The sequence below is a fragment of the Sphingomonas sp. SphC10 genome (assembly GCF_057004845.1).
Genome location: NZ_CM168044.1, coordinates 2,372,053 through 2,393,225, shown reverse-complemented (window position 1 = coordinate 2,393,225; position 21,173 = coordinate 2,372,053). Strand labels below are relative to the sequence as shown.

The 21,173-nt window shown below is 66.4% G+C and carries 16 protein-coding genes; 9 read left to right on the top strand and 7 right to left on the bottom strand.

Annotated features, from left to right (window positions below; all coding sequences use genetic code 11):
- Positions 1-30: 30 nt before the first annotated feature.
- Genes ACWKSV_RS10900 through ACWKSV_RS10885 form a run of 4 tightly spaced genes read left to right on the top strand, consistent with a single transcriptional unit; the run spans position 31 to position 4,741 of the window.
- Entirely contained in the window at positions 31-969 is a 939-nt protein-coding gene (locus tag ACWKSV_RS10900) for a bifunctional riboflavin kinase/FAD synthetase (RefSeq protein WP_076717559.1), read from the top strand.
- Between the two features lie 35 nt (positions 970-1,004).
- Positions 1,005-3,836: an isoleucine--tRNA ligase gene (gene ileS, locus ACWKSV_RS10895; protein WP_076717557.1), complete on the top strand. Its 2,832-nt coding sequence runs from the start codon at positions 1,005-1,007 to the stop codon at positions 3,834-3,836.
- Entirely contained in the window at positions 3,829-4,335 is a 507-nt protein-coding gene (gene lspA, locus ACWKSV_RS10890; protein WP_076717555.1) for a signal peptidase II, read from the top strand. Before ileS ends, lspA begins: the two co-directional genes overlap by 8 nt.
- Complete coding sequence (locus ACWKSV_RS10885) at positions 4,328-4,741, top strand: DUF3035 domain-containing protein (protein ID WP_042489683.1); 414 nt, start codon at positions 4,328-4,330, stop codon at positions 4,739-4,741. Before lspA ends, ACWKSV_RS10885 begins: the two co-directional genes overlap by 8 nt.
- Before the next feature lie 216 nt (positions 4,742-4,957).
- Here the strand turns inward: ACWKSV_RS10885 and ACWKSV_RS10880 are convergent, their stop codons facing one another.
- The 6 genes from ACWKSV_RS10880 to ACWKSV_RS10855 all read right to left on the bottom strand — a co-directional run bounded on the left by ACWKSV_RS10880 (position 4,958) and on the right by ACWKSV_RS10855 (position 12,415).
- Positions 4,958-6,112: an energy transducer TonB gene (locus ACWKSV_RS10880; protein WP_483666795.1), complete on the bottom strand. Its 1,155-nt coding sequence runs from the start codon at positions 6,110-6,112 to the stop codon at positions 4,958-4,960.
- A 156-nt stretch (positions 6,113-6,268) separates the two neighbouring features.
- Positions 6,269-7,108: a TorF family putative porin gene (locus ACWKSV_RS10875; protein ID WP_083706712.1), complete on the bottom strand. Its 840-nt coding sequence runs from the start codon at positions 7,106-7,108 to the stop codon at positions 6,269-6,271.
- Between the two features lie 195 nt (positions 7,109-7,303).
- The gene (locus ACWKSV_RS10870) at positions 7,304-8,596 is read right to left on the bottom strand and encodes a mechanosensitive ion channel family protein (protein WP_076717553.1); all 1,293 of its coding nucleotides are present in this window, start codon (positions 8,594-8,596) and stop codon (positions 7,304-7,306) included.
- Positions 8,593-9,789, bottom strand: coding sequence for a cystathionine beta-lyase (gene metC, locus ACWKSV_RS10865; protein ID WP_076717551.1), 1,197 nt, complete (start codon positions 9,787-9,789; stop codon positions 8,593-8,595). Before metC ends, ACWKSV_RS10870 begins: the two co-directional genes overlap by 4 nt.
- 4 nt (positions 9,790-9,793) lie before the next feature.
- Positions 9,794-10,639 carry a sulfurtransferase gene (locus tag ACWKSV_RS10860; protein ID WP_076717549.1) on the bottom strand — a complete coding sequence of 282 codons (846 nt, stop codon included), beginning with the start codon at positions 10,637-10,639 and terminating at the stop codon, positions 9,794-9,796.
- A 243-nt stretch (positions 10,640-10,882) separates the two neighbouring features.
- On the bottom strand, positions 10,883-12,415 hold the full coding sequence (locus tag ACWKSV_RS10855) for a cryptochrome/photolyase family protein (RefSeq protein WP_076717547.1): 1,533 nt from the start codon (positions 12,413-12,415) through the stop codon (positions 10,883-10,885).
- A gap of 21 nt (positions 12,416-12,436) precedes the next feature.
- On the opposite strand from ACWKSV_RS10855, the gene queF reads away from it, so the two are divergent.
- From queF to ACWKSV_RS10830, 5 genes are all read left to right on the top strand, one after another.
- Entirely contained in the window at positions 12,437-12,877 is a 441-nt protein-coding gene (gene queF, locus ACWKSV_RS10850; RefSeq protein ID WP_007403692.1) for a preQ(1) synthase, read from the top strand.
- 126 nt (positions 12,878-13,003) lie between these two features.
- Positions 13,004-13,777, top strand: a complete 774-nt coding sequence (locus ACWKSV_RS10845; protein ID WP_076717544.1) for a PEPxxWA-CTERM sorting domain-containing protein — start codon at positions 13,004-13,006, stop codon at positions 13,775-13,777.
- 212 nt (positions 13,778-13,989) lie between these two features.
- Positions 13,990-14,856 carry a SurA N-terminal domain-containing protein gene (locus ACWKSV_RS10840; RefSeq protein ID WP_156884325.1) on the top strand — a complete coding sequence of 289 codons (867 nt, stop codon included), beginning with the start codon at positions 13,990-13,992 and terminating at the stop codon, positions 14,854-14,856.
- 238 nt (positions 14,857-15,094) lie between these two features.
- The gene (locus tag ACWKSV_RS10835) at positions 15,095-17,365 is read left to right on the top strand and encodes a glycosyltransferase family 4 protein (protein WP_076717540.1); all 2,271 of its coding nucleotides are present in this window, start codon (positions 15,095-15,097) and stop codon (positions 17,363-17,365) included.
- Positions 17,366-17,427: 62 nt separating this feature from the next.
- Entirely contained in the window at positions 17,428-18,711 is a 1,284-nt protein-coding gene (locus ACWKSV_RS10830; RefSeq protein WP_056436675.1) for a glycoside hydrolase family 130 protein, read from the top strand.
- A 231-nt stretch (positions 18,712-18,942) separates the two neighbouring features.
- Here ACWKSV_RS10830 and ACWKSV_RS10825 read toward each other — a convergent pair whose 3' ends face one another.
- Positions 18,943-20,919, bottom strand: a complete 1,977-nt coding sequence (locus tag ACWKSV_RS10825) for an OPT family oligopeptide transporter (RefSeq protein ID WP_076717538.1) — start codon at positions 20,917-20,919, stop codon at positions 18,943-18,945.
- Positions 20,920-21,173 lie beyond the last annotated feature (254 nt).

Below are 21,173 nucleotides of genomic sequence, written 5' to 3'. Positions count from 1 at the left end.
ATTCGGCGCGGCCTGTTATAGCGCGCGGTCATGCAGCGTGTTGACGGCGCGGGGCCCATCCCGGCGCATCTGGCGGGCGGAATCGTCGCGCTGGGCAATTTCGACGGGTTCCATCTGGGGCATCAGGCGGTGGTCGGTGCCGCCGTCGCTCGTGCGCGCGCCGAAGGGCGGCCCGCACTGGTCGCCACCTTCGACCCGCATCCGATCCGTTACTTCAAGCCCGACGCCGCGCCCTTCCGCCTGACCACGCTCGACCAGCGCGAGCGGCTGTTCGCGGCGGCGGGCGTGGATGCGATGGTGGTGTTCGGTTTTGACACCGACCTTGCGGCGCTGTCGGCGGAGGATTTCGTGCAAGCGCGCCTGCTGGGCGCCTTGCGGGTCGGCGGTGTGGTGACGGGCGAGGACTTCACCTTCGGCCGCGCGCGCAGCGGCGATGTGACGTCCCTGCGCGCCTGGGGCCGGACGCAGGGCTTTTCGACCGATGCGGTGGCGCCGGTGATGCTGGACGGCGAGACGATCTCGTCCAGCCGGATTCGCGCCGCGCTGGCGGCGGGCGATCCCGAGACGGCGGCGCGGTTGCTGACCCGGCCCTATACCATCCAGGGCGTGGTGCAGCATGGCGACAAGCTGGGCCGCACCATCGGCTATCCGACCGCCAATCTCGACATGGGCGAATATCTGCGCCCGGCTTACGGCATCTATGCGGTGCGCGGGCGGCTGGACGACGGCCGGGTGCTGGACGGTGCCGCCAATCTGGGCATCCGCCCCCAGTTCGATCCGCCCAAGGAATTGCTGGAGCCGCATTTCTTCGATTTCGGCGGCGACCTGTACGGGCAGCGCCTGTCGGTCGAGCTGATCGACTATCTGCGGCCCGAGGCGAAGTTCGATTCGCTCGATGCGCTGGTCACGCAGATGGACGCCGACTGCGCGCGTGCGCGCGAAATACTGTCGTCGCATAATCCGGCATGACGTGTTAACCTAAAGTCGTTAAGGGCGTGTCCCCTATGAGCGACGCGCCCGATTACCGCGACACCGTCTTCCTGCCGAAGACCGATTTCCCCATGAAGGCGGGACTTGCCGCCAAGGAACCGGCGATCCTGGATCGCTGGGCCAAGATGGGGCTGTACGACCGCCTGCGCCGTGAGCGTGGCGGGCGTGAGCGGTTCATCCTGCACGACGGCCCGCCTTATGCGAATGGCGACATTCACATGGGCCATGCGCTCAACAAGGTGCTGAAGGACATCATCGTCCGTTCGCAGACCCTGATGGGCAAGGACGCGCCCTATGTCCCCGGCTGGGACTGTCACGGCCTGCCGATCGAGTGGAAGGTCGAGGAGGCGTATCGCGCCAAGAAGCTGAACAAGGACGAGGTGCCCGTCGCGCAGTTCCGCGCCGAGTGCCGCGCCTATGCCGACACCTGGGTCGGCACGCAAAAGGCGCAGTTCGAGCGGCTGGGCGTGATGGGCGACTGGGCCAATCCGTACCTGACCATGACCTATGACGCCGAGGCGGTGATCGCGGGCGAGCTGCTGAAGTTCGCCGAATCGGGCCAGCTCTATCGCGGCGCCAAGCCGGTCATGTGGTCGCCGGTCGAAAAGACCGCGCTGGCCGAAGCCGAGGTCGAATATGAAGACATCGTCTCGACCCAGATCGATGTCGGGTTCGAGGTCGCATCGTGCCCCGAATATCCCGATCTGGTCGGCGCGCTGGCGGTCATCTGGACCACCACCCCCTGGACGATCCCGGTCAACCAGGCGCTGAGCTATGGCGAGGCGATCGACTATCTGCACTTCGAGTGCGGCGGCCGTCGCTATCTGGTCGCCGAGCCGCTGTTGCCCGCCTTCACCAAGCGGACCGGCATCGCGATGGAGGGCTTCATCGCGCTGGCCAAGGGGCCGGTGCTGGAGGGCGCGACCGCGCTTCACCCGATGCACAAGCTGGGCGGATTCTTCGCCAAGCCCCGGCCGTTCCTGGCGGGCGAGTTCGTCACGACCGACGCCGGTACCGGCCTCGTCCATATGGCTCCCGATCACGGCGAGGACGACTTCCTGCTGTGCAAGGCGCACGGCATCGACCCGGTCTTCGCGGTGCAGGCCGACGGCACCTATCGCCCCGACTGGGCATGGCTGGGCGGCCAGGGCAGCGTCATCAACAAGAAGTTCGTCTCCGCCGATGGCCCGATCTGTGCGGACCTGCGCGAAGTCGGCGCGCTGCTGTCCGCCTCGGACGATTTCCAGCACAGCTATCCGCATAGCTGGCGGTCCAAGGCCAAGGTCATCTTCCGCGCGACGCCGCAATGGTTCATCCCAATGGACCGCGCCGACACCGCGCTGATCCCTGATCTGGCGATGGCCAATGTCGACCCGATCTCGGGCGTGACGCCGCTGCTCACCGTGCCGCTGGGCAATGGCGCGACGCTGCGCCAGACCGCACTCGATGCGATCGAGCGCACCCGCTGGGTGCCCGAGCGCAGCCGCAACCGCATCCGTTCCATGGTGGAAGGGCGTCCCGACTGGGTCATCAGCCGCCAGCGCGCCTGGGGCGTGCCGATCGCGCTCTATGTGAACCGCCAGACCGGCGAGTATCTCGCCGACAAGGCGGTCAATGCCCGCATCCTCGACGCTTTCCGCGCGGGAGGGGCCGATGCGTGGTTCACCGCCGATCACCAGGCGCTGCTGGGTGCGGACTACAACCTTGCCGATTACGAGCCGGTCAACGACATCCTCGACGTGTGGTTCGACTCCGGCTCGACCCATGCCTTCGTGATCGAGGCGCGCTATGGCGAGGGCACGCGCGCGAACCTGTATCTCGAAGGCTCGGACCAGCATCGCGGCTGGTTCCAGTCGTCGCTGCTCGAGTCGTGCGGCACGCGCGGCCGCGCGCCGTACGACGCGGTGCTGACCCATGGCTTCGCGCTCGACGGGCAGGGGCGCAAGATGTCCAAGTCGCTGGGCAATGTCGTCGACCCGCTGAAGATCATCGGCGAGTCGGGGGCCGACATCCTGCGCATCTGGACCGCCTCGACCGATTATTTCGAGGATGTCCGAATCGGCAAGGAGGTTCTCGCCACCGCCTCGGACAGCTATCGCAAGCTGCGCAACACCTTCCGCTATATGCTGGGCGCGCTCGACGGGTTCAGCGAGGAAGAGCGCATCTCGTTCGATGCGATGCCCGAGCTGGAGCGTTATGTCCTGGCACGTCTGACCGCGCTCGATACCGAGCTGCGCCGCGCGGCCGAGGCTTTCGAGTTCAACCGCTATCTGCGCGCGTTGACCGATTTCGCGAATGAGGACCTGTCGGCCTTCTTCTTCGATATCCGCAAGGACTCGCTCTATTGCGATGCCGCGACCGATCCCAAGCGTCGCAGCTATCGCACCGTGCTCGATATCCTGTTCCACGCGCTGGTCCGCTATGCCGCGCCGATCCTGTGCTTCACCGCCGAGGAAGTGTGGCAGTCGCGCTTCCCGTCGGAGGATGGCTCGGTCCATCTGCTCGAATGGCCGGAACTGCCGCAGCTGGGCGAGGACGAGGCGCTGATGGCGCGCTGGACCGAGATCCGCGGGCTTCGCGCACAGGTGACCGAGGCGATCGAGCCGCTGCGCCGCGAAAAGACCGTGCGTTCGTCCAACGAGGCGGAGGTGACGGTCCCGTCGCTGCCGCTGGAGCCGCACGCGCTGGCCGAGGCGTTCATCGTCGCCGATGTCAGCCTGGCCGAGACCGTCGGCGTGACCCGTACCGAGAAGCACAAATGCGGTCGCTGCTGGCGTCACCTGCCCGACGTTTCGGCGGACGGCGAGCTGTGCGGCCGTTGTGCCGAGGTGGTTGCGCATGGCTAATCTGCCCAAGCGTGGACTGGTGACGGCGCTGGCGCTGTTCCTGGTCGATCAGATCATCAAATGGGCGATGACCGGGCCGATGGGCCTGCGCTCGCTCGGTGACGTTCGTGAGATCATGCCGATCTTCAACCTGCGTTTCGTGCCCAATTACGGCATCTCGCTGGGTCTGCTGACCGCCGACAGCAATGCGTCGCGCTGGGCGTTGGTGGCGATGACCGGGGCGATCGCGCTGGCGGTGGCCTTCTGGATGACGCGTGAGCGCAATCCGGTGGACCAGGTCGCACTCGGCTGTGTGCTGGGCGGTGCGCTGGGCAATATCCTCGACCGGGTGCGCTTCGGTTATGTCGTCGACTTCGCCGATCTGCACTTCGGCGAGTGGCGTCCCTTTTTGGTCTTCAATGTCGCCGATGCAGCGATTACGATAGGCGTTCTGGTTTTGCTGGCCCGCGCGCTTCTCGTGCGCGACCGGCCCGCTCCCGTGGAGAAGAGCAATGCGTAAGTTGGTGCCCGTCATCGCAGGTCTGTCCTGCGCCGCGTTGCTGACGGGATGTGGGGCCGGGCGTGGCCTGGACCGGGCGCGCCCCGACGAATTCGCCGTCGCGCGCCAGCCCTCGCTGGTGATCCCGCCCGACTTCGCGCTGGTCCCGCCGCAGCCGGGCGCCGCCCCCGTCCAGACCCGCAGCGGCCAGCAGCAGACGCTGGACGCGCTGTTCGGCGGTCAGGCGGCACGCAGCCAGTCGGAATATGGCCTGGTGCAGAATGCCGGGGCCGATAGCGCCGATGCGGGCATCCGCTCGTCGGTGGGCGATCCCGGCACCAACGTCGTCGACAAGGGCGCGACGACCCGCGACATCGTCGCCGCCCCCGAAGGCGACGGCCAGGACGCACGCGCCGCCACCAAGTGACGCCGTACGACGATTGAGGAAAAGGGCCGGGGGCGGATCGCCTGTCCGGCCCTTTTTCATTGGGGCCGCCCAATCCCTCCCCTGCAAGGGGAGGGGGACCATGCGGAACATGGTGGAGGGGTGTCACCGATCGAGAAGTAGGACGCCCTCGCAAAGTGTGACACCCCTCCGTCAGGCCTTCGGCCTGCCACCTCCCCTGTCAGGGGAGGAAGAGATTCAGGAGCCGGGCACCGGCGCGCCGCCTTCGCCGCCCGCACTCGGCGAGGGCTCCGGGGCGATCTTGAACCGTACCCGGTCGACACAGCCGGTATAGCCCTGCGGGCTGCTCGGCAGCTTGGCGTCGCGGATCATGCCCAGCGCCTGCGTCCCGAACTCGTCGGAGGGTTGGGCCGGGATGACCCTCAGATTGCCCGTCTGGCCCCAGGGCGCGACGTCATAGCCGATGACCGCCCAGCCCTCGATCGAGCGGCGGCGATAGGGTTCGGGAAAGCGAAGCTGTGGCGGCACGGCCCAGCCATGCTCGTCGGGGCAGTTGCCCGCGAGCTTGGTGGCGCGGATCGTCTCGGGCATGTCGGGGGCGGGCAGCTTGGCCGCGGCCCGCCAATAGGGATAGAGGCAGCCGGTCTTCGCCCCCTTGGTAAAGCGCGACTCGCGGATCGCCTTCAGCGCGGCGCTATCCAGCGCCCGGTTGCCGGTGCCCGCCAGCAGCGCCGCGCCACGCGTCCGTCCGTCCGCATCAAGGTCATAGCGGATCATCGACCAGTCCTGCACGCCGGGTGTGGCGGCGATGGTCGCGAAGTCGGGGAAATGCCGTTCGAGCGGCTGGGGCTGGGGGTTGGTCAGGCAATCGCCAGCCGCTTCGCGAATCCGCTGCCACCCTTCGTCCGGCAGCGGCCCCGACACCGGGTGGACCGTATAGGCCATCAGTTCCTGCGCGTCCGCCGCGGTCAGGGCGCTGCCGCGCATCACATAGGTGACGGAGCAATCCTGTTGCGGCGACCGGGCGGCAAAGCGGCTGGCGGCGAGCGCGGGTGCGACATGCTCGGACTGCGGCACATAGGCGGTCGTCTCTCGGGTCAGCGAGATCGGACGACCGCTCGGGTCGATTGTGAAGCGGATGGTCACGGCGCGCTGCGTCTCGTTGCCGCTCCAACCCAACTGGTTCCAGGGCCGCCGGATCGGCTGCCCCGTCACGGCCACGCCGTTGCAGCGTATCTCGCCCGGCATCCACTGGATCAGCACCCGACCGGAGCCACCGGGCTTGACCGGCGCAATGGGGAGCGCGTTTTGGAGCGACCAGGCCGCCGCGGACGGAACGACAAGCGCGGACAACAGGCCGAATGACAGGGCGGTGTGTCGGAACCGGGTCATCGAACGCACTCCACGGCGAGAGGGCGTCAGCTTAGGTGTGCCTTCGACCCCAGGCGAGGGGGCTTTTTCGCCCCCGCCATGGAAAAGGCCGGTCATGGAAAAGGGCGGCGCCGTCACCGGCACCGCCCTTTCACCCCCGAAAAGCCATTATATCTTTTAGAAAGCGGCCGTCAGCGAGAACACCACCGTCGCATCCGAGATCGAGGCGCCCCCCGCCGTCTGATATTGCGAGAAGTTCGGCTGCAGATAGGCCGCCTTCGATTTGGTGATGTCGGTGTCGATGTACGAGACGTTGAAGGTCAGGTTCTTGTACGCCGCGACATCGGCACCCAGCGACCAGTCCCAATAGCTTCCGGTCGGCGACAGGCTGGTGCCGTTGGGGCCCAGGCCCGGATTGCCCTTGGAATAGCCGATATGCGCCTTGGCGGTGATCGGCGTACCCGGAATGCCCGCCGCGCCGTCGCCGGTCAGATAGACGTTATCCCAACGCTGGCCCCGGCTGTACGAGGTGTTGGAGAAGTTGCCGAGCGAGGTCTGCTTGGGCGCATAATAGGCACCGGCGGTCAGCGTCGCGGGGCCGGCGGTGCCCGACAGGCGGCCGAAGAACTCGACCACATCGGTTTCCGAGGCGCCACCCGGATAGGTGTACCAGGTCACGCCCGCATCGACGGTCGCGGTGCCGTATGTGTGCTTGTACCCGGCAATGCCGTCCAGCTCCATATTGGCGCCGCCGAACGTGCCCCAGCCCGCCAGGTTCGACGCGAAGGTGCCAATATAGAAGCCGCTTTCATGCGCGACGGTCAGTGCCGCTTGGACGGCGGCATTCTTGTTGGTCTGCGACACGCCACGAAGGCGATAGTCGGTCAGGATCGCGGCGCTGCCGCTGACCGTGATCGGCGAAGGCGGCGCGGTATCCGCACCGGCGCTGTCCTGCGCAAAGGCGGGCGTCGCGGCGACCAGCGAGAGGCCGCCAAGGAGGATCGTGGAGAAGCGCATCGTTTCCCTTTCAAACGGAAATTCGATGTTCTCACCTGCAACCTCGCATCGGTGCGGCCTCTATGTGTCGGGTCAAACCCGGCGGACCGTCTGCCTTGCGAGTTGTGAAAGATTGGCAGGCCGTGGTGCGCTGCACAAGTATAATCGAACATAGACTGATGCTCGGATGACGCGATGTTGCGCAAATAACACAGATCAAGCGTCGAGATTCTCGTGCCGCATCCCCGTCGGCAGCGATCGGATATGGATGTCGCGCTGGGGATAGGGCAGGCCGATGCCATGCTCCTTGAACAGGAACCACAGGCGGTTGAGCACGTCGGAACGGACATTGCCGACGCCGCTTTCCGGGTCGCTGATCCACGCCAGGATTTCGTGCTGAAGCGCATAATCGCCGAAGCTCATCAGCCAGACGGTCGGCTTGGGGCTTTTCAGGACGCGCGGTGATTCGCGCGCGGCGCGCAGCATCAATTCCTGGGCCAGCTTCAGGTCGTTGTCATAGGCGATGGAGACGGGGATGCGGACACGGACGTTGCGGTCGGAATAGGACCAGTTTTCCACCTCCTGCGTCATCAGATTCTCATTGGGAATCAGATGCTCCTTGCCGTCGCGCGTGATGATCGAGACGGCGCGCACGCCGATCTTGTTCACCCATCCGATTTCGTTCTGGAGCGCGATGACGTCGCCCGGCTTGATCGAGCGGTCCATCAGCAGGATGATCCCGGCGATCAGATTGCCGATCGTCTTCTGAAGTCCGAAACCGATCGCCAGGCCGAAACCGCCCGAGAACAGCGCCAGGCTGGTCAGGTCGATCTCCAGCAGGTCCATCGCGAAGAAGAAGGCGATGACGACGATGGCAATGCTGGCGAGTTTCTGCGCCAGCAGCTTCTGCGTCGGGTCCAGCCCGCGCGCATGGCCGATCCACTGCTCGGTGATCCGGGTGACGGCGCGGGTGACGGCGAGGATCGCGACCACCGTGACCAGCATCGTCACCAGCAGCATGACCGAGAATCGCCGCGACCCCACGGTAAAGCCGATCTGCTCGGCCAGGCGGCTGACCGGCTCGAGCCCGCCGATCTCGCGGCTGAACAACGCCACGAAACAGACGATGGCAAAGACCCAGGCCAGCCAGCGCGGCAGGTTCAGTCCGCGCAACAGCTGGAACCCCGCCCGCGCCACCGACGCGCCCAGCGCCAGCCCGATCGGCACACCCGCCAGCGACGCCCAGGGCCAGATCGCGCCCAAGGTCATCAGCAGGAAGGCGGCGGCCCCGTGTCGGGTGATCGCGCAGATGCGGGCGTGCAGCGTCTCGCCCTGAGCGATGGCGAAACGCTGTACCATGGCGGCGATGGGCGGGCCGAGCTTGCGCCCCGCAACCACCCCGCCCGCCAGCATGGCGAGCGTCAGGACCGAGGCGGCCGCCGCCTCCATGGCCTCCGCACGGGTCGGCAGTTCGATGCCGCTCGCCTGAAGCCATTCGAACAGGGTCATCCGCGCGCGGCCCGGAAGCGGGCAAGCCCCCGGTCGAGATCGGCGATCAGGTCGTCGGTATCCTCCAACCCGATTTGGAGCCGGATCAGCGGCCCGGCGAAATCGCGGCTAGTCACGCTGCGATAACGATGCGGATCGGCGGGGATGGCGAGACTCTCATAACCGCCCCAACTGAACCCCAGCCCGAAATGGGCGAGCCCGTCGAGCATTGCGGTGCGCGCGGCGTCGGTGCCGCCGTCGAGCACGAAAGCGAACAGTCCGCTCGACCCCAGGAAATCGCGCGCGAAGACCTCATGGCCGGGGCAGGAGGGCAGGGCGGGGTGCAGCACCTGCGCCACGCCCGGCTGTTCGGCGAGCCACTTGGCGATGGTCAGCGCGCTGGCCTGATGCTGGGCGAGGCGGACGCCCATGGTGCGCAGCCCCCGGCTGCCCAGATAGGCGTCGTCCGGGCTGGCGACCTGACCCAGTTGAAAACTCGTGTCGCGAAGCGCCGCCCAGTGCGACGGCGCGGCCGTCACCGACCCCAGCATCGCGTCCGAATGACCGACGATGTACTTGGTGCAGGCCAGCACCGTCAGGTCGACGCCCTTTGCGATCGCCGGGAAGAACAGCGGCGTCGCCCAGGTGTTGTCGAGGATCGTGGTGATGCCTCTGGCCTTGGCGACGTCGACGATGGCGGGAATATCCTGCACTTCGAACGTCAGCGAGCCGGGGCTTTCGAGGAAGATCGCGCGTGTGGCCGGGCCGATCAGCTCGGCGATGCCAGCCCCCACCAGCGGATCGTAGAAGCGCGTCGTGATCCCCATCCGCGCCAGCAACCCGGTGGCCAGCCCACGCGTCGGGTCATAGGCGCTGTCGACCAGCAGCAATTCGTCGCCCGGCGACAGCACCGACAGCAACGCCGCCGCGATCGCCGCCACGCCCGATGGGTAGAGGAAGGTCGCCTCCGCCCCCGGCTCCAGGCTGGTCAGCGCATCGGCGAGCGACCACTGGGTCGGCAGGCCCTTGCGACCATAGAACAGCTTCTCGTGCAGATCGCCCGCACCGGTGGCGCGCATATGCGCGACGTTGTCGTACAGCACCGTCGAGCCGCGCCAGACGGGGACGTTGACCACGCCCCTGGTCCATTCGGCGCGGCGGCCCGCCTGGACCAGACGGGTGGCGGGCTTGATGGGCAGGTCGTCGTCGGTCATCGTTTCAAGCGTCTTTCGCTTTGGGGGTGCTGGGGTCGGAGCCCCATTCGGTCCAGCTACCGTCATAGACCGGCATCAGGCCGCCGATCCGCTCCGCCCCGAAGGCGAGAACGCAGGCGGTGACGCCGGAGCCACAGGTGGCGACCATCGGCTTGGCGGGATCCACCCCGGCGGCGGCGAATTCGGCGGCGATGGCGTCCGGGGATTTCCATCGGCCATCGGCCTCGAACAACCGGGAATAGGGCAGGTTCAGTGCGCCGGGAATGTGGCCGGGCTCGACGCCGGGGCGCGGTTCGGGCTCGGCCCCAGCGAAGCGGCCGGGGGAGCGGGCATCGACGATCTGGGCATCGCCCGCCTCGACATGGGTGCGGACCTCGCGAAGGCTGCGCACGCGCGCCAAGTCGGTTTGCGCGAGGAACAGGCCGGGCGCTTCGGGCGCGCCCGCCGGGCCGATCGTGACCGGGTGACCGGCGGCGCACCAAGCCTCCAGACCGCCGTCGAGCAGCGCTACCGACTCGGCACCGAACAGGCTGAGCAACCACCAGACCCGCGCGGCGCTGTGCAGCGGGGAACGGTCGTAGAGGACGATCCGGTCGGCATGGCCGACCCCCGCCTCGCTCAGCGCATGGGCGAAATGCTCGGGCGGCGGCAGCGTCATCGGCAGGTCGCTGTCGGGGTCGGCGAGCATCCCCATCGGCAGGAAGCGGGCGCCGGGGATATGCCCGTCCTCGAATCCGCGCCGGGCCCTGGAGCCGTCCGGGTCATCGAGGAAATAGGTGACGTCGAGGATGCGCACGTCCGCCTCGCCTGCGATGGCGGCGAGGTCCTGCGGGGTGATGAGTGGCGGCATCTTGGGGCTCCTCGGTCGGTGGGTCCGTACCTAGGCGCGTTGGGGGCGGGGTCGCAAGCCAAGCTAAAGCCCCTCTCCCGGCAGGGGGAGGGGTTGGGGAGGGGCAGGGGCCACGGGCGTTGGTCTCTGTGAGACTCCCGACCCTCCCCCATCCCCTCCCGCCTGCGGGAGGGGAGCGGCTAGAGGTGAGGGAGGCTTATCCCAAACTCCGTTCCGCCTGAGCGACGTCGAAGGCCATGGGAATCACTCCAGCCCCTCCAAATACCTCGCCGCCTGCGCCCGCACCGCCTTGCGGTCCGCCTCCGCCATTCGGTTCCAGTTCCGATACGCCATCGCCATCCGCACATTCCGCTCGAACCGCTCTTCATGCCGGGCGAGGAAGTCCCAATAGAGTGCGTTGAACGGGCAGGCGTCCTCGCCCACCCGCTGCTTCACGTCGTAACGGCAATGCCCGCAATAATCCGACATGCGGTTGATATAGGCCCCTGACGACACATAGGGCTTGGACGCGATGATGCCGCCATCGGCGAACTGGCTCATCCCGACGACATTGGGCAGCTCAACCCATTCATAGGCGTCGATATAGATTTCCAGATACCAGCGATGCACCTCCGCCGGGTCGGCGCCGATCAGGATGGCGTAATTGCCCGTCACCATCAGCCGCTGGATATGATGGGCATGCGCGGTGTCGAGCGTCTGGCCCAGCGCTTCGGCCATGCAGTGCATGTCGGTCTCGCCGGTCCAGTAGAAGCCGGGCAATTTCCGATGCGCGCGCAGGAAATTGCGCTCCACATAATCCGGCCCGACATGCCAGTAGAGCCCGCGTACATATTCGCGCCAGCCGATGATCTGGCGGATATAGCCTTCGACCGAGTTGAGGCTGGCATTGCCGTCCTCATATTCCCCCTCTGCCATCCGGCAAAGGTCGAGCGGGTCGAGCAGCCCCGAATTGATATAGGGCGACAGGACCGAATGCCAAAGCTGGTGCTGCCCGGTCAGCATCACGTCCTGATAGTCGCCGAATTTGGGCAGGCCGTGCGCCATGAAGGCCTCGGCCTGTTTCTGCGCCTCCTTGGCGGTGACGGCATAGGCGAAGCCGTCGAGCGCGCCGGGATGATTGTCGAACCGTCCGGCGACCAGTGCCAGCACCTCGCGAGTGATCGTGTCGGGCGCGAACTTCAGCGGTTCGGGCGGTACGTCCTTCTTGGGCGCGGGCTTGCGGTTGTCGGCGTCGTAATTCCACTTGCCGCCCTCGGGCTTTTCGCCCTTCATCAGCAGGCCGGTCTTGCGGCGCATCAGCCGGTAGAAGAACTCCATGCGGAGTTCCTTGCGATCCTTCGCCCAATCCTCGAACTCGGCCTGGCTGGCGATGAAGCGGGTGTCGGGGCGGATGTCGACGGGGATGCCGAACATCGTCTCCCACGCCTCCAGCATCGCGGCGACCCGCCATTCGCCCGCCTGGGTCACGACGATCCGCTCGGGATCGTGCCGCCCGACCGCGCGGGCGACTTCGCCGGTGAAGCTGCCCGTACTATCGGGGTCGTCCAGCTTGACATAATCGACCCGCCAGCCCGCCTTCCTCAAGGCCTCGGCATGGTGGCGCATGGCGGACAGGATATAGGCAATCTTGGCCTTGTGGTGGCGGACGTAACCCGTCTCGTCCTCCACCTCCATCATCAGCAGGACGGTGCGTTTGGGATCGGTGCCCTCCAGCGATGACAGGTTCATCGACAATTGGTCGCCGAGAATGGGGATCAGCGTTGGCGCTTTGGGCATGGCTGTCCTACATGGCCTTTCATGAAGCATCTCGGCCAGACCAGCGCGCTGCCCGCTTCCCCGGAAGAGGCGGTGCTCGATTATGTTCCCAACCCCCGTCCGGGGCGTACCTATCTGATCCGGTTCGCCGCGCCCGAATTCACCTCGCTCTGCCCGGTGACCGGACAGCCCGACTTCGCACATCTGGTTATCGACTATGTGCCCGGCGAGACGATCGTCGAATCCAAGTCGCTGAAGCTGTTCCTGGGCAGCTTCCGCAACCATGCCGGTTTCCACGAGGATTGCACCGTCGGCATCGGCGAGCGATTGTTCGAGGAAATGAAGCCGGTATGGCTTCGCATCGGCGGATATTGGTATCCGCGCGGCGGCATCCCCATCGACGTGTTCTGGCAATCCTCGGCCCCGCCCGCCGATCTGTGGCTGCCCGATCAGGGCGTGGCGGGCTATCGCGGCCGCGGCTGATCGGCCCGCGGCTTAACCCCTGCTTCATCCCGATGTGAAACATCGTCCATCCTTGAAGCCGTCCGACTCGCAATTTATGTGGTGCGATAAGGAACGCGTCATCGGGATGCGAAAGGGACCAGGGCCGTGCAGAAGATCGTCAAACATTTCGCCATGGCCGTTGCCACGCTGATCGGGCTCGGCACGGCAGGAGCGGCAAGCGCCAATCCGACGATCATCATCAACGATTCCAATGGTGGCCTCGTGTCCTATGACACGACCACCAAGGTGAGCACCGTCCTGGGCAACACCGGCACGGTGATGTACGACATCGCCTTCAACAATGGCGGCGATCTGTTCGGCGTCGACGGGGGCACCCTGTTCAAGCTTTCGACGACCGGCGGCGCGACGACCGTACTTGGTTCGATGGGTTCGTTCGTCAACGGCCTGGTCTTCGGCGCGGACGGCACGCTGTACGGGTCGGGCGACAATAATCTGTACAAGCTCAACACCAGCAATGGGCAGGCCAGCCTGATCGGATCGATGGGCAGCCCCGAGTCGGCGGGCGATCTGGCCTTCTTCAAGGGGCAGCTGTACCTCGCCAGCAATCTGGGCCTGGCGGTCGTCAATCCGCTGACCGGTGCCAGCCAGCTGATCGGCGGCACGACCGACATGTTCGGGCTGGCCTCGACGGTGGACGCGCTGTTCGGCGTGAAGGACAATGCGATCTACACCATCGATCCGACCACCGGCCTGGGGACGAAGGTGTCGTCCTATACCTATGGCCAGGCCTATGGCGCGGCCTCGGCCCCGACCGCCGTGCCGGAGCCCGCGACCTGGGCGATGATGCTGCTGGGTCTGGTGCTGGTGGGCTATGCCGTGCGCCGTCGCGGCACCACCCCGAACGCCGCCATCGCCTGATTCATCCATCGCGGCGCACGCCGAATGCGCTGCGTCCGATAGCGAAAACCGGTCGTCCGATGGGCGGCCGGTTTTTTCGTATCGTCCACCGGAATTTCCCGTTCCCAGAGGCGGGATAAGAATATCGCAACCGCTTCCGACGCAGGAACGCCGACAGTCTAGCCGAAATCCGCCTGCGGGCGGGTGCGGTATGTGGTCATGGAGTTCTTCGCGTGAAACATTGGTCCTGGAGCGCCGTCCCCCTTGCCCTGCTGGCCCTGTCGGGATGCCAGTCCAAGCCCGAGGGGAAGGGGGTGGCCCAGGTCGACGGACAGGCGATCACGACCCAGGCGCTGGATGCCGAGCTGGCCGATGCGCCGCCGGGCGTCGATCGTCTCGCCTATCGCAAGGCGATCCTGCCCCAGCTGGTCGACCGCACCCTGCTGGTCCAGGCGGCGCAGGCGATGGGGATCGACAAGACCCCCGAATTTGCCGCCCAGCGCGAACGGCAGGAGCAGAAGCTGCTGGTCGAGATGCTGGCGCAGAAGCTGGCCAACACTGTGCCGGTGCCCAACGTCCAGGCGGTCGACGCCTATATCGCCGCGCATCCCTATGAGTTCGCGCAGCGGCAGAAATTCTATGTCGACCAGATCCGCTTCGCCCAGCCCGCCAGCACCGAGGCGCTGCTGGCGCTCGGCCAGTTCAAGACGCTGGACGCACTGGCCGACGAACTGACCCGCAACGCCACCCCCTTCACGCGCGATCATGTCCTGGTCGACTCGGCGTTCCTGCCGACCGCGATCGCAGCACAGGTGGCCAGGCAGCCATCGGGCGATCCCATCCTGCTGCCCTATCAAGGCAGCTACACCGCCAATGCGATCATCCAGCGCATGGCCGCCCCCGTCACCGGCGAACCGGCGCGAGCGCTGGCGGGGGAAATCCTGCGGCGCAAGGCGATCGCCGATGCACTGGGCCAGACCCTCAAGGCGCAGCGCCAGAAGGCCAGCATCTCTTATGAGACCGGCTTCAAACCCGACGCCAAGGCGGCGGCGGACGGCAAGACCGTCCGCGACGCCGCCGGCCGCGTACCCGCACGTTGAGAAACGTCCTTCCCTCTCCCCTGTCCTGGGGAGAGGGAAGTCGTGAGCAAGATGATACTGCATCCCTATCACGGACACACATTTCAGCGTTCCGTAACGTCATCTCGACGCAGCCTAAGGGTGCGGTGCAGCAAATATGTAATACGCTTTGCAACCTTCGTCGCTCATCGCGGGTTAACCTTAGTGCGAGGGGAATTGCGGACTTTCCGCTTCCCTCTCGCCTGCAAGGACAAGCGATATGGTGGATGCGAACGGAACCGTGATCGAACGACTGGCGCTGATCGGCAATTTCCTGCCCCGTCAATGCGGGCTCGCGACGTTCACCACCGACGTTTATTCCGCCCTGCGCAATCGCTTTCCCGAGCTGTCGGTCGATGTCTATGCAATGGACGATCATCCCGGCCGCTATGCCTATCCCCCGGCCGTGACCGCCGCCATCCCGCAGCATGAGCGCGGCGCCTATATCGACATGGCCCGCCGGATCGAGGCGAGCGGCGCGCAGGCGATCTGGGTTCAGCACGAATATGGCATCTATGGCGGTGCCGCCGGCGAGCATCTGCTGGCGCTGCTCGACCGTACCACGCTGCCCGTGATCGCGACGCTCCACACCGTTCTCGAAAAGCCCTCCGCCGATGAGCGCCGGGTGATGGAGGGTTTGCTCCGCCGCTGCGCCCGGATCATCGTCATGGCCGACAAGGGTCGCGACATTCTCCAGCGCGTCTATGGCGCCGACCCGCGCCAGATCGCGATGATCCCGCATGGCGTGCCCGACCGCGAACTCATCTCACCCGATTCATTGAAGGCCAAGTTTGGCTGGGAAGGGCGCAAGGTCGTCTTCACCTTCGGCCTGCTCGCGCCGAACAAGGGGATCGAGACAATCATCGAGGCGTTGCCCGCCGTTGCCGCGCATCATCCGGAACTGCTCTATGTCGTGCTGGGCGCGACGCATCCCAATTTGATCGCGCATGAGGGCGAGGCGTATCGCGACCGGTTGAAGGCACTGGCCGAGGCGCGTGGCGTGGCCGACAATGTCGCCTTCGTCGATGCGTTCGTCGAACATGACGAACTGATCGAATATCTCCAGGCCGCCGACATCTATGCGACGCCCTATACCAACCCTGCCCAGATCACGAGCGGCACGCTGTCCTATGCGGTCGGTGTCGGCAAGGCGGTGGTATCCACGCCCTATGTCCATGCGGTCGAGATTCTGGCCGACGATCACGGCGTCCTGGTGGATTTCTGCGATGCGGATGCCTTTGCCCGCGAGATCGACCGCCTGCTGACCGACGAGGCGGCACGCAACCGCCTGTCGAAGCGCGCCTATGCCCGTGGCCGCACCATGATCTGGCCGCGCCTCGCCGAGGCGGCGCTGGAGCAGATGGCATCGGCGATCACCGCCCGCCCGCGTCGGATCGCCGGATCATACCAGACCAGCATCAAGCCGCTAAAGGCCGACATCGCTGCCGTCGAGCGGATGAGCGACTCGACCGGCATGTTGCAGCATGCCATCTATTCGGTGCCCGATCGCCGTCATGGCTATTGCATCGACGACAATGCGCGCGCGCTGATCTTCATGACCCAGGCGCCGGATATCGATCCGGTCACGCGCGACAAGTGGACGACCATCTACGCCTCGTTCCTGCAATATGCCTGGAACCCGGAAGAGCGTCGCTATCGCAACTTCATGCGCTTCGACCGCAGCTGGTGCGAGGAAGTGGGGTCGGAGGATTCCAACGGCCGCACCCTCTGGGCGCTGGGCGTGACCGCGCGCGATGCGCAGATGGCCAAGCATCGCGACTGGGCACAGATGTGGTTCGACGCCACCGCCTCGCTGGCGCTCGACCTCGGATCGCTCCGGGCGCAGGCCTTTGCGATGCTGGGCGCGGCGGCGATGCTGGAGGCGCGGCCGGGGCATCAGCTGGCGCGTGCCATCCTGGAAAAGCTGCCCCCCCTGCACCTCGCCCTGCTCGAAGAGGCGCGGCGGCCGGAATGGCAGTGGTTCGAGATCGTGCTGGCCTATGACAATGCCCGCGTGCCGCAGGCACTGATTGAGGCCGGGCGCGCGCTGGGGCGGCAGGACCTGATCGATTGCGGCCTGTCGACGCTGGAGTGGATCGTCGGCAAGCAGACCTCACCCGAGGGCCGTTTCCGGGCGGTCGGCAGCGAGAGCTTCGGCCGTCCCTATGCCGAGCCGTTGCAGTTCGACCAGCAGCCGCTGGAGGCGCAGGCGACGGTCGAGGCATGCCAGTCGGCCTATGCCGCCACCCGCGACCCGCGCTGGATTGCCGAGGGCGAGCGGGCCTATGGCTGGTTCCTGGGCGCCAACGACCTCGACCTGCCGCTGGCGACGGCGCAGGACGGCGGCTGTTTCGACGGGCTGATGCCGACCGGCCTCAACCGGAACCAGGGTGCCGAGTCGATCCTGGCGCTGCAACTCGCCAATTGCGCGATAGCCAGCCTTTGCCATTCCGCCTCATCCATGGCAGGAGCCGATCGTCACATTGCCTGACATGCTGTCATGTTCGGGGGATGTGATGAGCGTTTTTGGTAAAGTGGCGAGACGGTAGCGCGATGGATCTTTTCAACCACCGGCTGCGGCTTCATGCCGACCCTTCGCGCGTCGTGGTGCGGCCGTTTCACATCGCTTGGGGCGGTGGCAATGGCGCACCCCCCAGCCGGACCGAACGGCTGGTGGGCGAAGTGCTGGCCATGTCGCCGCAGGAAGCCCGCGACCAGCTGGAAGCCGTGCTGAAGGATTTCGAGGCACGGCACTGGCAGACGCGGCGCGTCTTCATGACCCGTTACGACCAGATCGAGGATCTGCTGAAGCTCGACGGGTCGAAGATCAGCGACGAAAAGCGCCAGCTGATCGGGGCCTATTTCTGCCACGAATACAGCTATGCCGCCGCCGCGCTGATGAACCCGTCGGCGGTGCCGCATTTCGACCAGACCGGCATCCAGCCGGGGTCGCAGCGTATCCTGATGTCGATGCGCTCGGTGGGCGAGGGGCACATCTCGTCGGTCGCGTTCCGCGAAGGCATCATCAACGACCAGAACCAGCTGCGCCTCGCGCCCGAGCCGCCCTTCGCGACCGCGACGGACGTGCATGGCTGGGGCGAGTATGAGGTACCGAGCGGCCCGATCACGGTCCACCGTCACCGCGATTCGACGCTGTCGGGCACCGTCATCTTCCCGATCACCCAGGCTCAGTCCAAGGGGCTGGAGGACATGCGGATCGTCCAGTTCACGCATGACGACGGCGCGGTCGAGTGGATCGGCACCTATACCGCCTATGACGGCTCGGGCATCCAGTCCGAACTGATGCGCACCCGCGACTTCCGCGCGTTCGACCTCGTGCCGATGACCGGCGCGGCGGCGCGTAACAAGGGCATGGCGCTGTTCCCGCGCAAGGTCGCCGGGCAATATATGATGATCGGGCGGCAGGACGGCGAAAACCTGTTCCTGCTCAAGTCTGACTCGCTGACGCATTGGGACGAGGGCGAGAAGATCCTCACCCCCGTCTATCCGTGGGAACTGGTGCAAATCGGCAATTGCGGCCCGCCCATCGAGACGGACGAGGGCTGGCTGCTGCTGACCCACGGCGTCGGCGCGATGCGCAAATATTCGATCGGTGCCGCGCTGCTCGACAAGAACGATCCGTCCAAGGTGCTTGGCCGGACGAAGCAGCCGATCCTGGCGGCGAAGGATCAGGACCGCGAGGGCTATGTGCCCAACGTCGTCTATTCCTGCGGCGCGATCCGGCATGGCGACTCGCTGTTCCTACCCTATGGCATCGCGGACAGCTCGATCGGCTTCGCCTTTGTGAAGATCAGCGAGCTGCTGGCCGCGATGTGATGTCCAGATGGCGCGGTTCCATACTGCGCCAAGTTCTCTTTATTCCTCCCTTGTAAGGGGAGGGTGTGTGAGCTTTGCCGTGCCCCCGGCACGTCAAGATGGTGCCGGGGGCACCAGCTCGCCCACACACATGCGAAGCATGGTGGAGGGGTGGCTCCTTCTTGGTAACGGGACACCCCTCCGTCAGGCCTGACGGCCTGCCACCTCCCCTTACAGGGGAGGAATGAGCGATCAGCGGCCCGCTGGAGGCAGGAACGCAACCTGGCGGCGCGTATAGCGGTACAGCGCCGCCACGATCCCGAGGAACAGGATCGTCCCCCCGACCAGTGCAGGGGTGGCAAAACCCTCTCCGACAAGCGCCAGCGGCGCGTCCGAGTTGGTCAGATAGACGATCCCCGCAAAACCGACGCCCCACAGGCTCTCACCGACGATCAGCCCGGTCGCGGCCAGCACGCCCAGCCGCTCGGCGGCCTCGGGGTTGGCGCTGCGCTTGGCCCAGCGGTCATAGGCATGGCCGATGGTGGCGCCGATCACGACCGGCAAGGTCGCCGACATGGGCAGGTAGATGCCCAGCCCCACGCCCAGCGGCGGCAGGCGCAACCAGCCGAGCTTGCCCAGCACCTCGTCCGCCACGATCACCCCGACGCCGACCAGCGCGCCGATTCCGATCATGCCCCAGTTGAGATCACCGCCCAGCACCCCCTTGGCCAAGGCCGAGATCAGCGCGGCCTGCGGTGCAGACAGCGCGTTGGGGCCAGCCCCCGGCGTGCCCGCAAAGCCCAGCGTCGCGTTGAGAAGGTCGAGGACGGGCGGGATCACCAGACTGCCGAAGACGACGCCGATGACCAGCGCCACCTGCTGCTTCCACGGCGTCGCACCGACCAGCTCGCCGGTCTTCAGGTCCTGAAGATTGTCGTTGGAGATGGTCGCCACGCCGAACACGACGCCGGTGACGATCAGCGCATAGGCGACCAGCGCCTGCGTGGTCTCCGGGGATGTGCCGCGCCCGAACAGGCCGACGAGGAGCAGCGCTGCGGCCAGCACCGACAGGATGCCGATGCCCGACACAGGGCTGTTCGAGGCCCCGATCAGACCCGCCATATACCCGCAGACGGCCGCGATCACGAGGCCGATCAGCAAGATGAACAGCAGCGCGCCGCCGATCAGCGCGAAGCCCGATGCGGCGAGCGGCCCGCCCGCGATCACCGACCACAAAAGTCCCGCGATCGGCACCAAAGTCGCCAGCGCGACGACCGCGACGATCCCGATCGGCAGGTCGCGCTCGCCGATGGGCAGCACGGTGCCGTCGCGCTTGGCGGAGGCGGCGGCGAGCGAGGAACGGATGCCGCCGATGACCGGCCCGATGATCTTCAGCAGTGTCCAGATCGCCGCGACCCCGATCACGCCCGCACCCAGGAAACGCACGTCGCGGCTGAAAATACCGCCCGCCCACTCCGCGACCGGGCCGGTCGAGGGGGCCATGGCGGTCAGGATGGGCAGTGCCACCCACCATCCGATCGCGATCCCCGCCAGCATGGCAATGCCGACCGACAGGCCGACCAGATGCCCGACCCCGATCAGTGCGAAGGACAGCCCGCCCGAAATGCCCGTGGCGCCCGCGCCGGTGCGGAACCAGATGGCGGCTTCGGCCACCGCCAGCTTGGTCTGGGTCAGCACGGCGAAGGCGGCCGAGGCGACGGCGTTGACGACGATCAGCCGCAGGCCGGTCGCGCTCTCCGCTTCGCCCTCGCGGCTGCCCGCACCGACCTTCAGCACTTCGGCCGCGGCGCGGCCCTCCGGGTAGGGGAGGTCGGTGTCGACGACGAGGGCACGGCGCAAGGGGACCGAGAACATGACGCCCAGGATGCCGCCCGTGGCCGTAATTCCGGCGGTCAGGAGGTAGGGAAAGCCCTGCCACCAGCCGATCATGACGAGACCTGGCAGCACGAAGATGATCGCCGCCAGCGTCCCCGCCGCCGAGGCGACCGTCTGGACGATGTTGTTCTCCAGCACCGAGCTGTTCGGCAGATAGCGCAGGATCGCCATCGAGATGACCGCCGCCGGGATCGAGGTGGCGAAGGTCAGCCCGACCTTCAGCCCCAGATAGACATTGGCCGCCGTGAACAGCAGCGTGATGATCCCGCCCAGCGCGATGCCGCGAAGGGTCAGTTCGGCAACGGGGCGGGCAGCAGTGGGAGTACGGCTCATGCGCGCAGATGTGGCAGAGTAGGAGGCGTGCGCCTAGCGTTTCATATGGGGGATTCGCTTGGACTTCACTTAGCGGGCGCAGAAGGGGATATCCCTCCCAGCCCCCGTTCAGCCTGAGCGAAGTCGAAGGCCACGCGATTTAATTCGCCAAAGGCCCCACCCCGGCGAAGGCCGGGGTCCAGATCCCGCGAAGCTCGCGGTGCGGAGACCGTTGCGGGGAGGCGAAGATGCCGCGCCTTCGATGGCCCATGGCA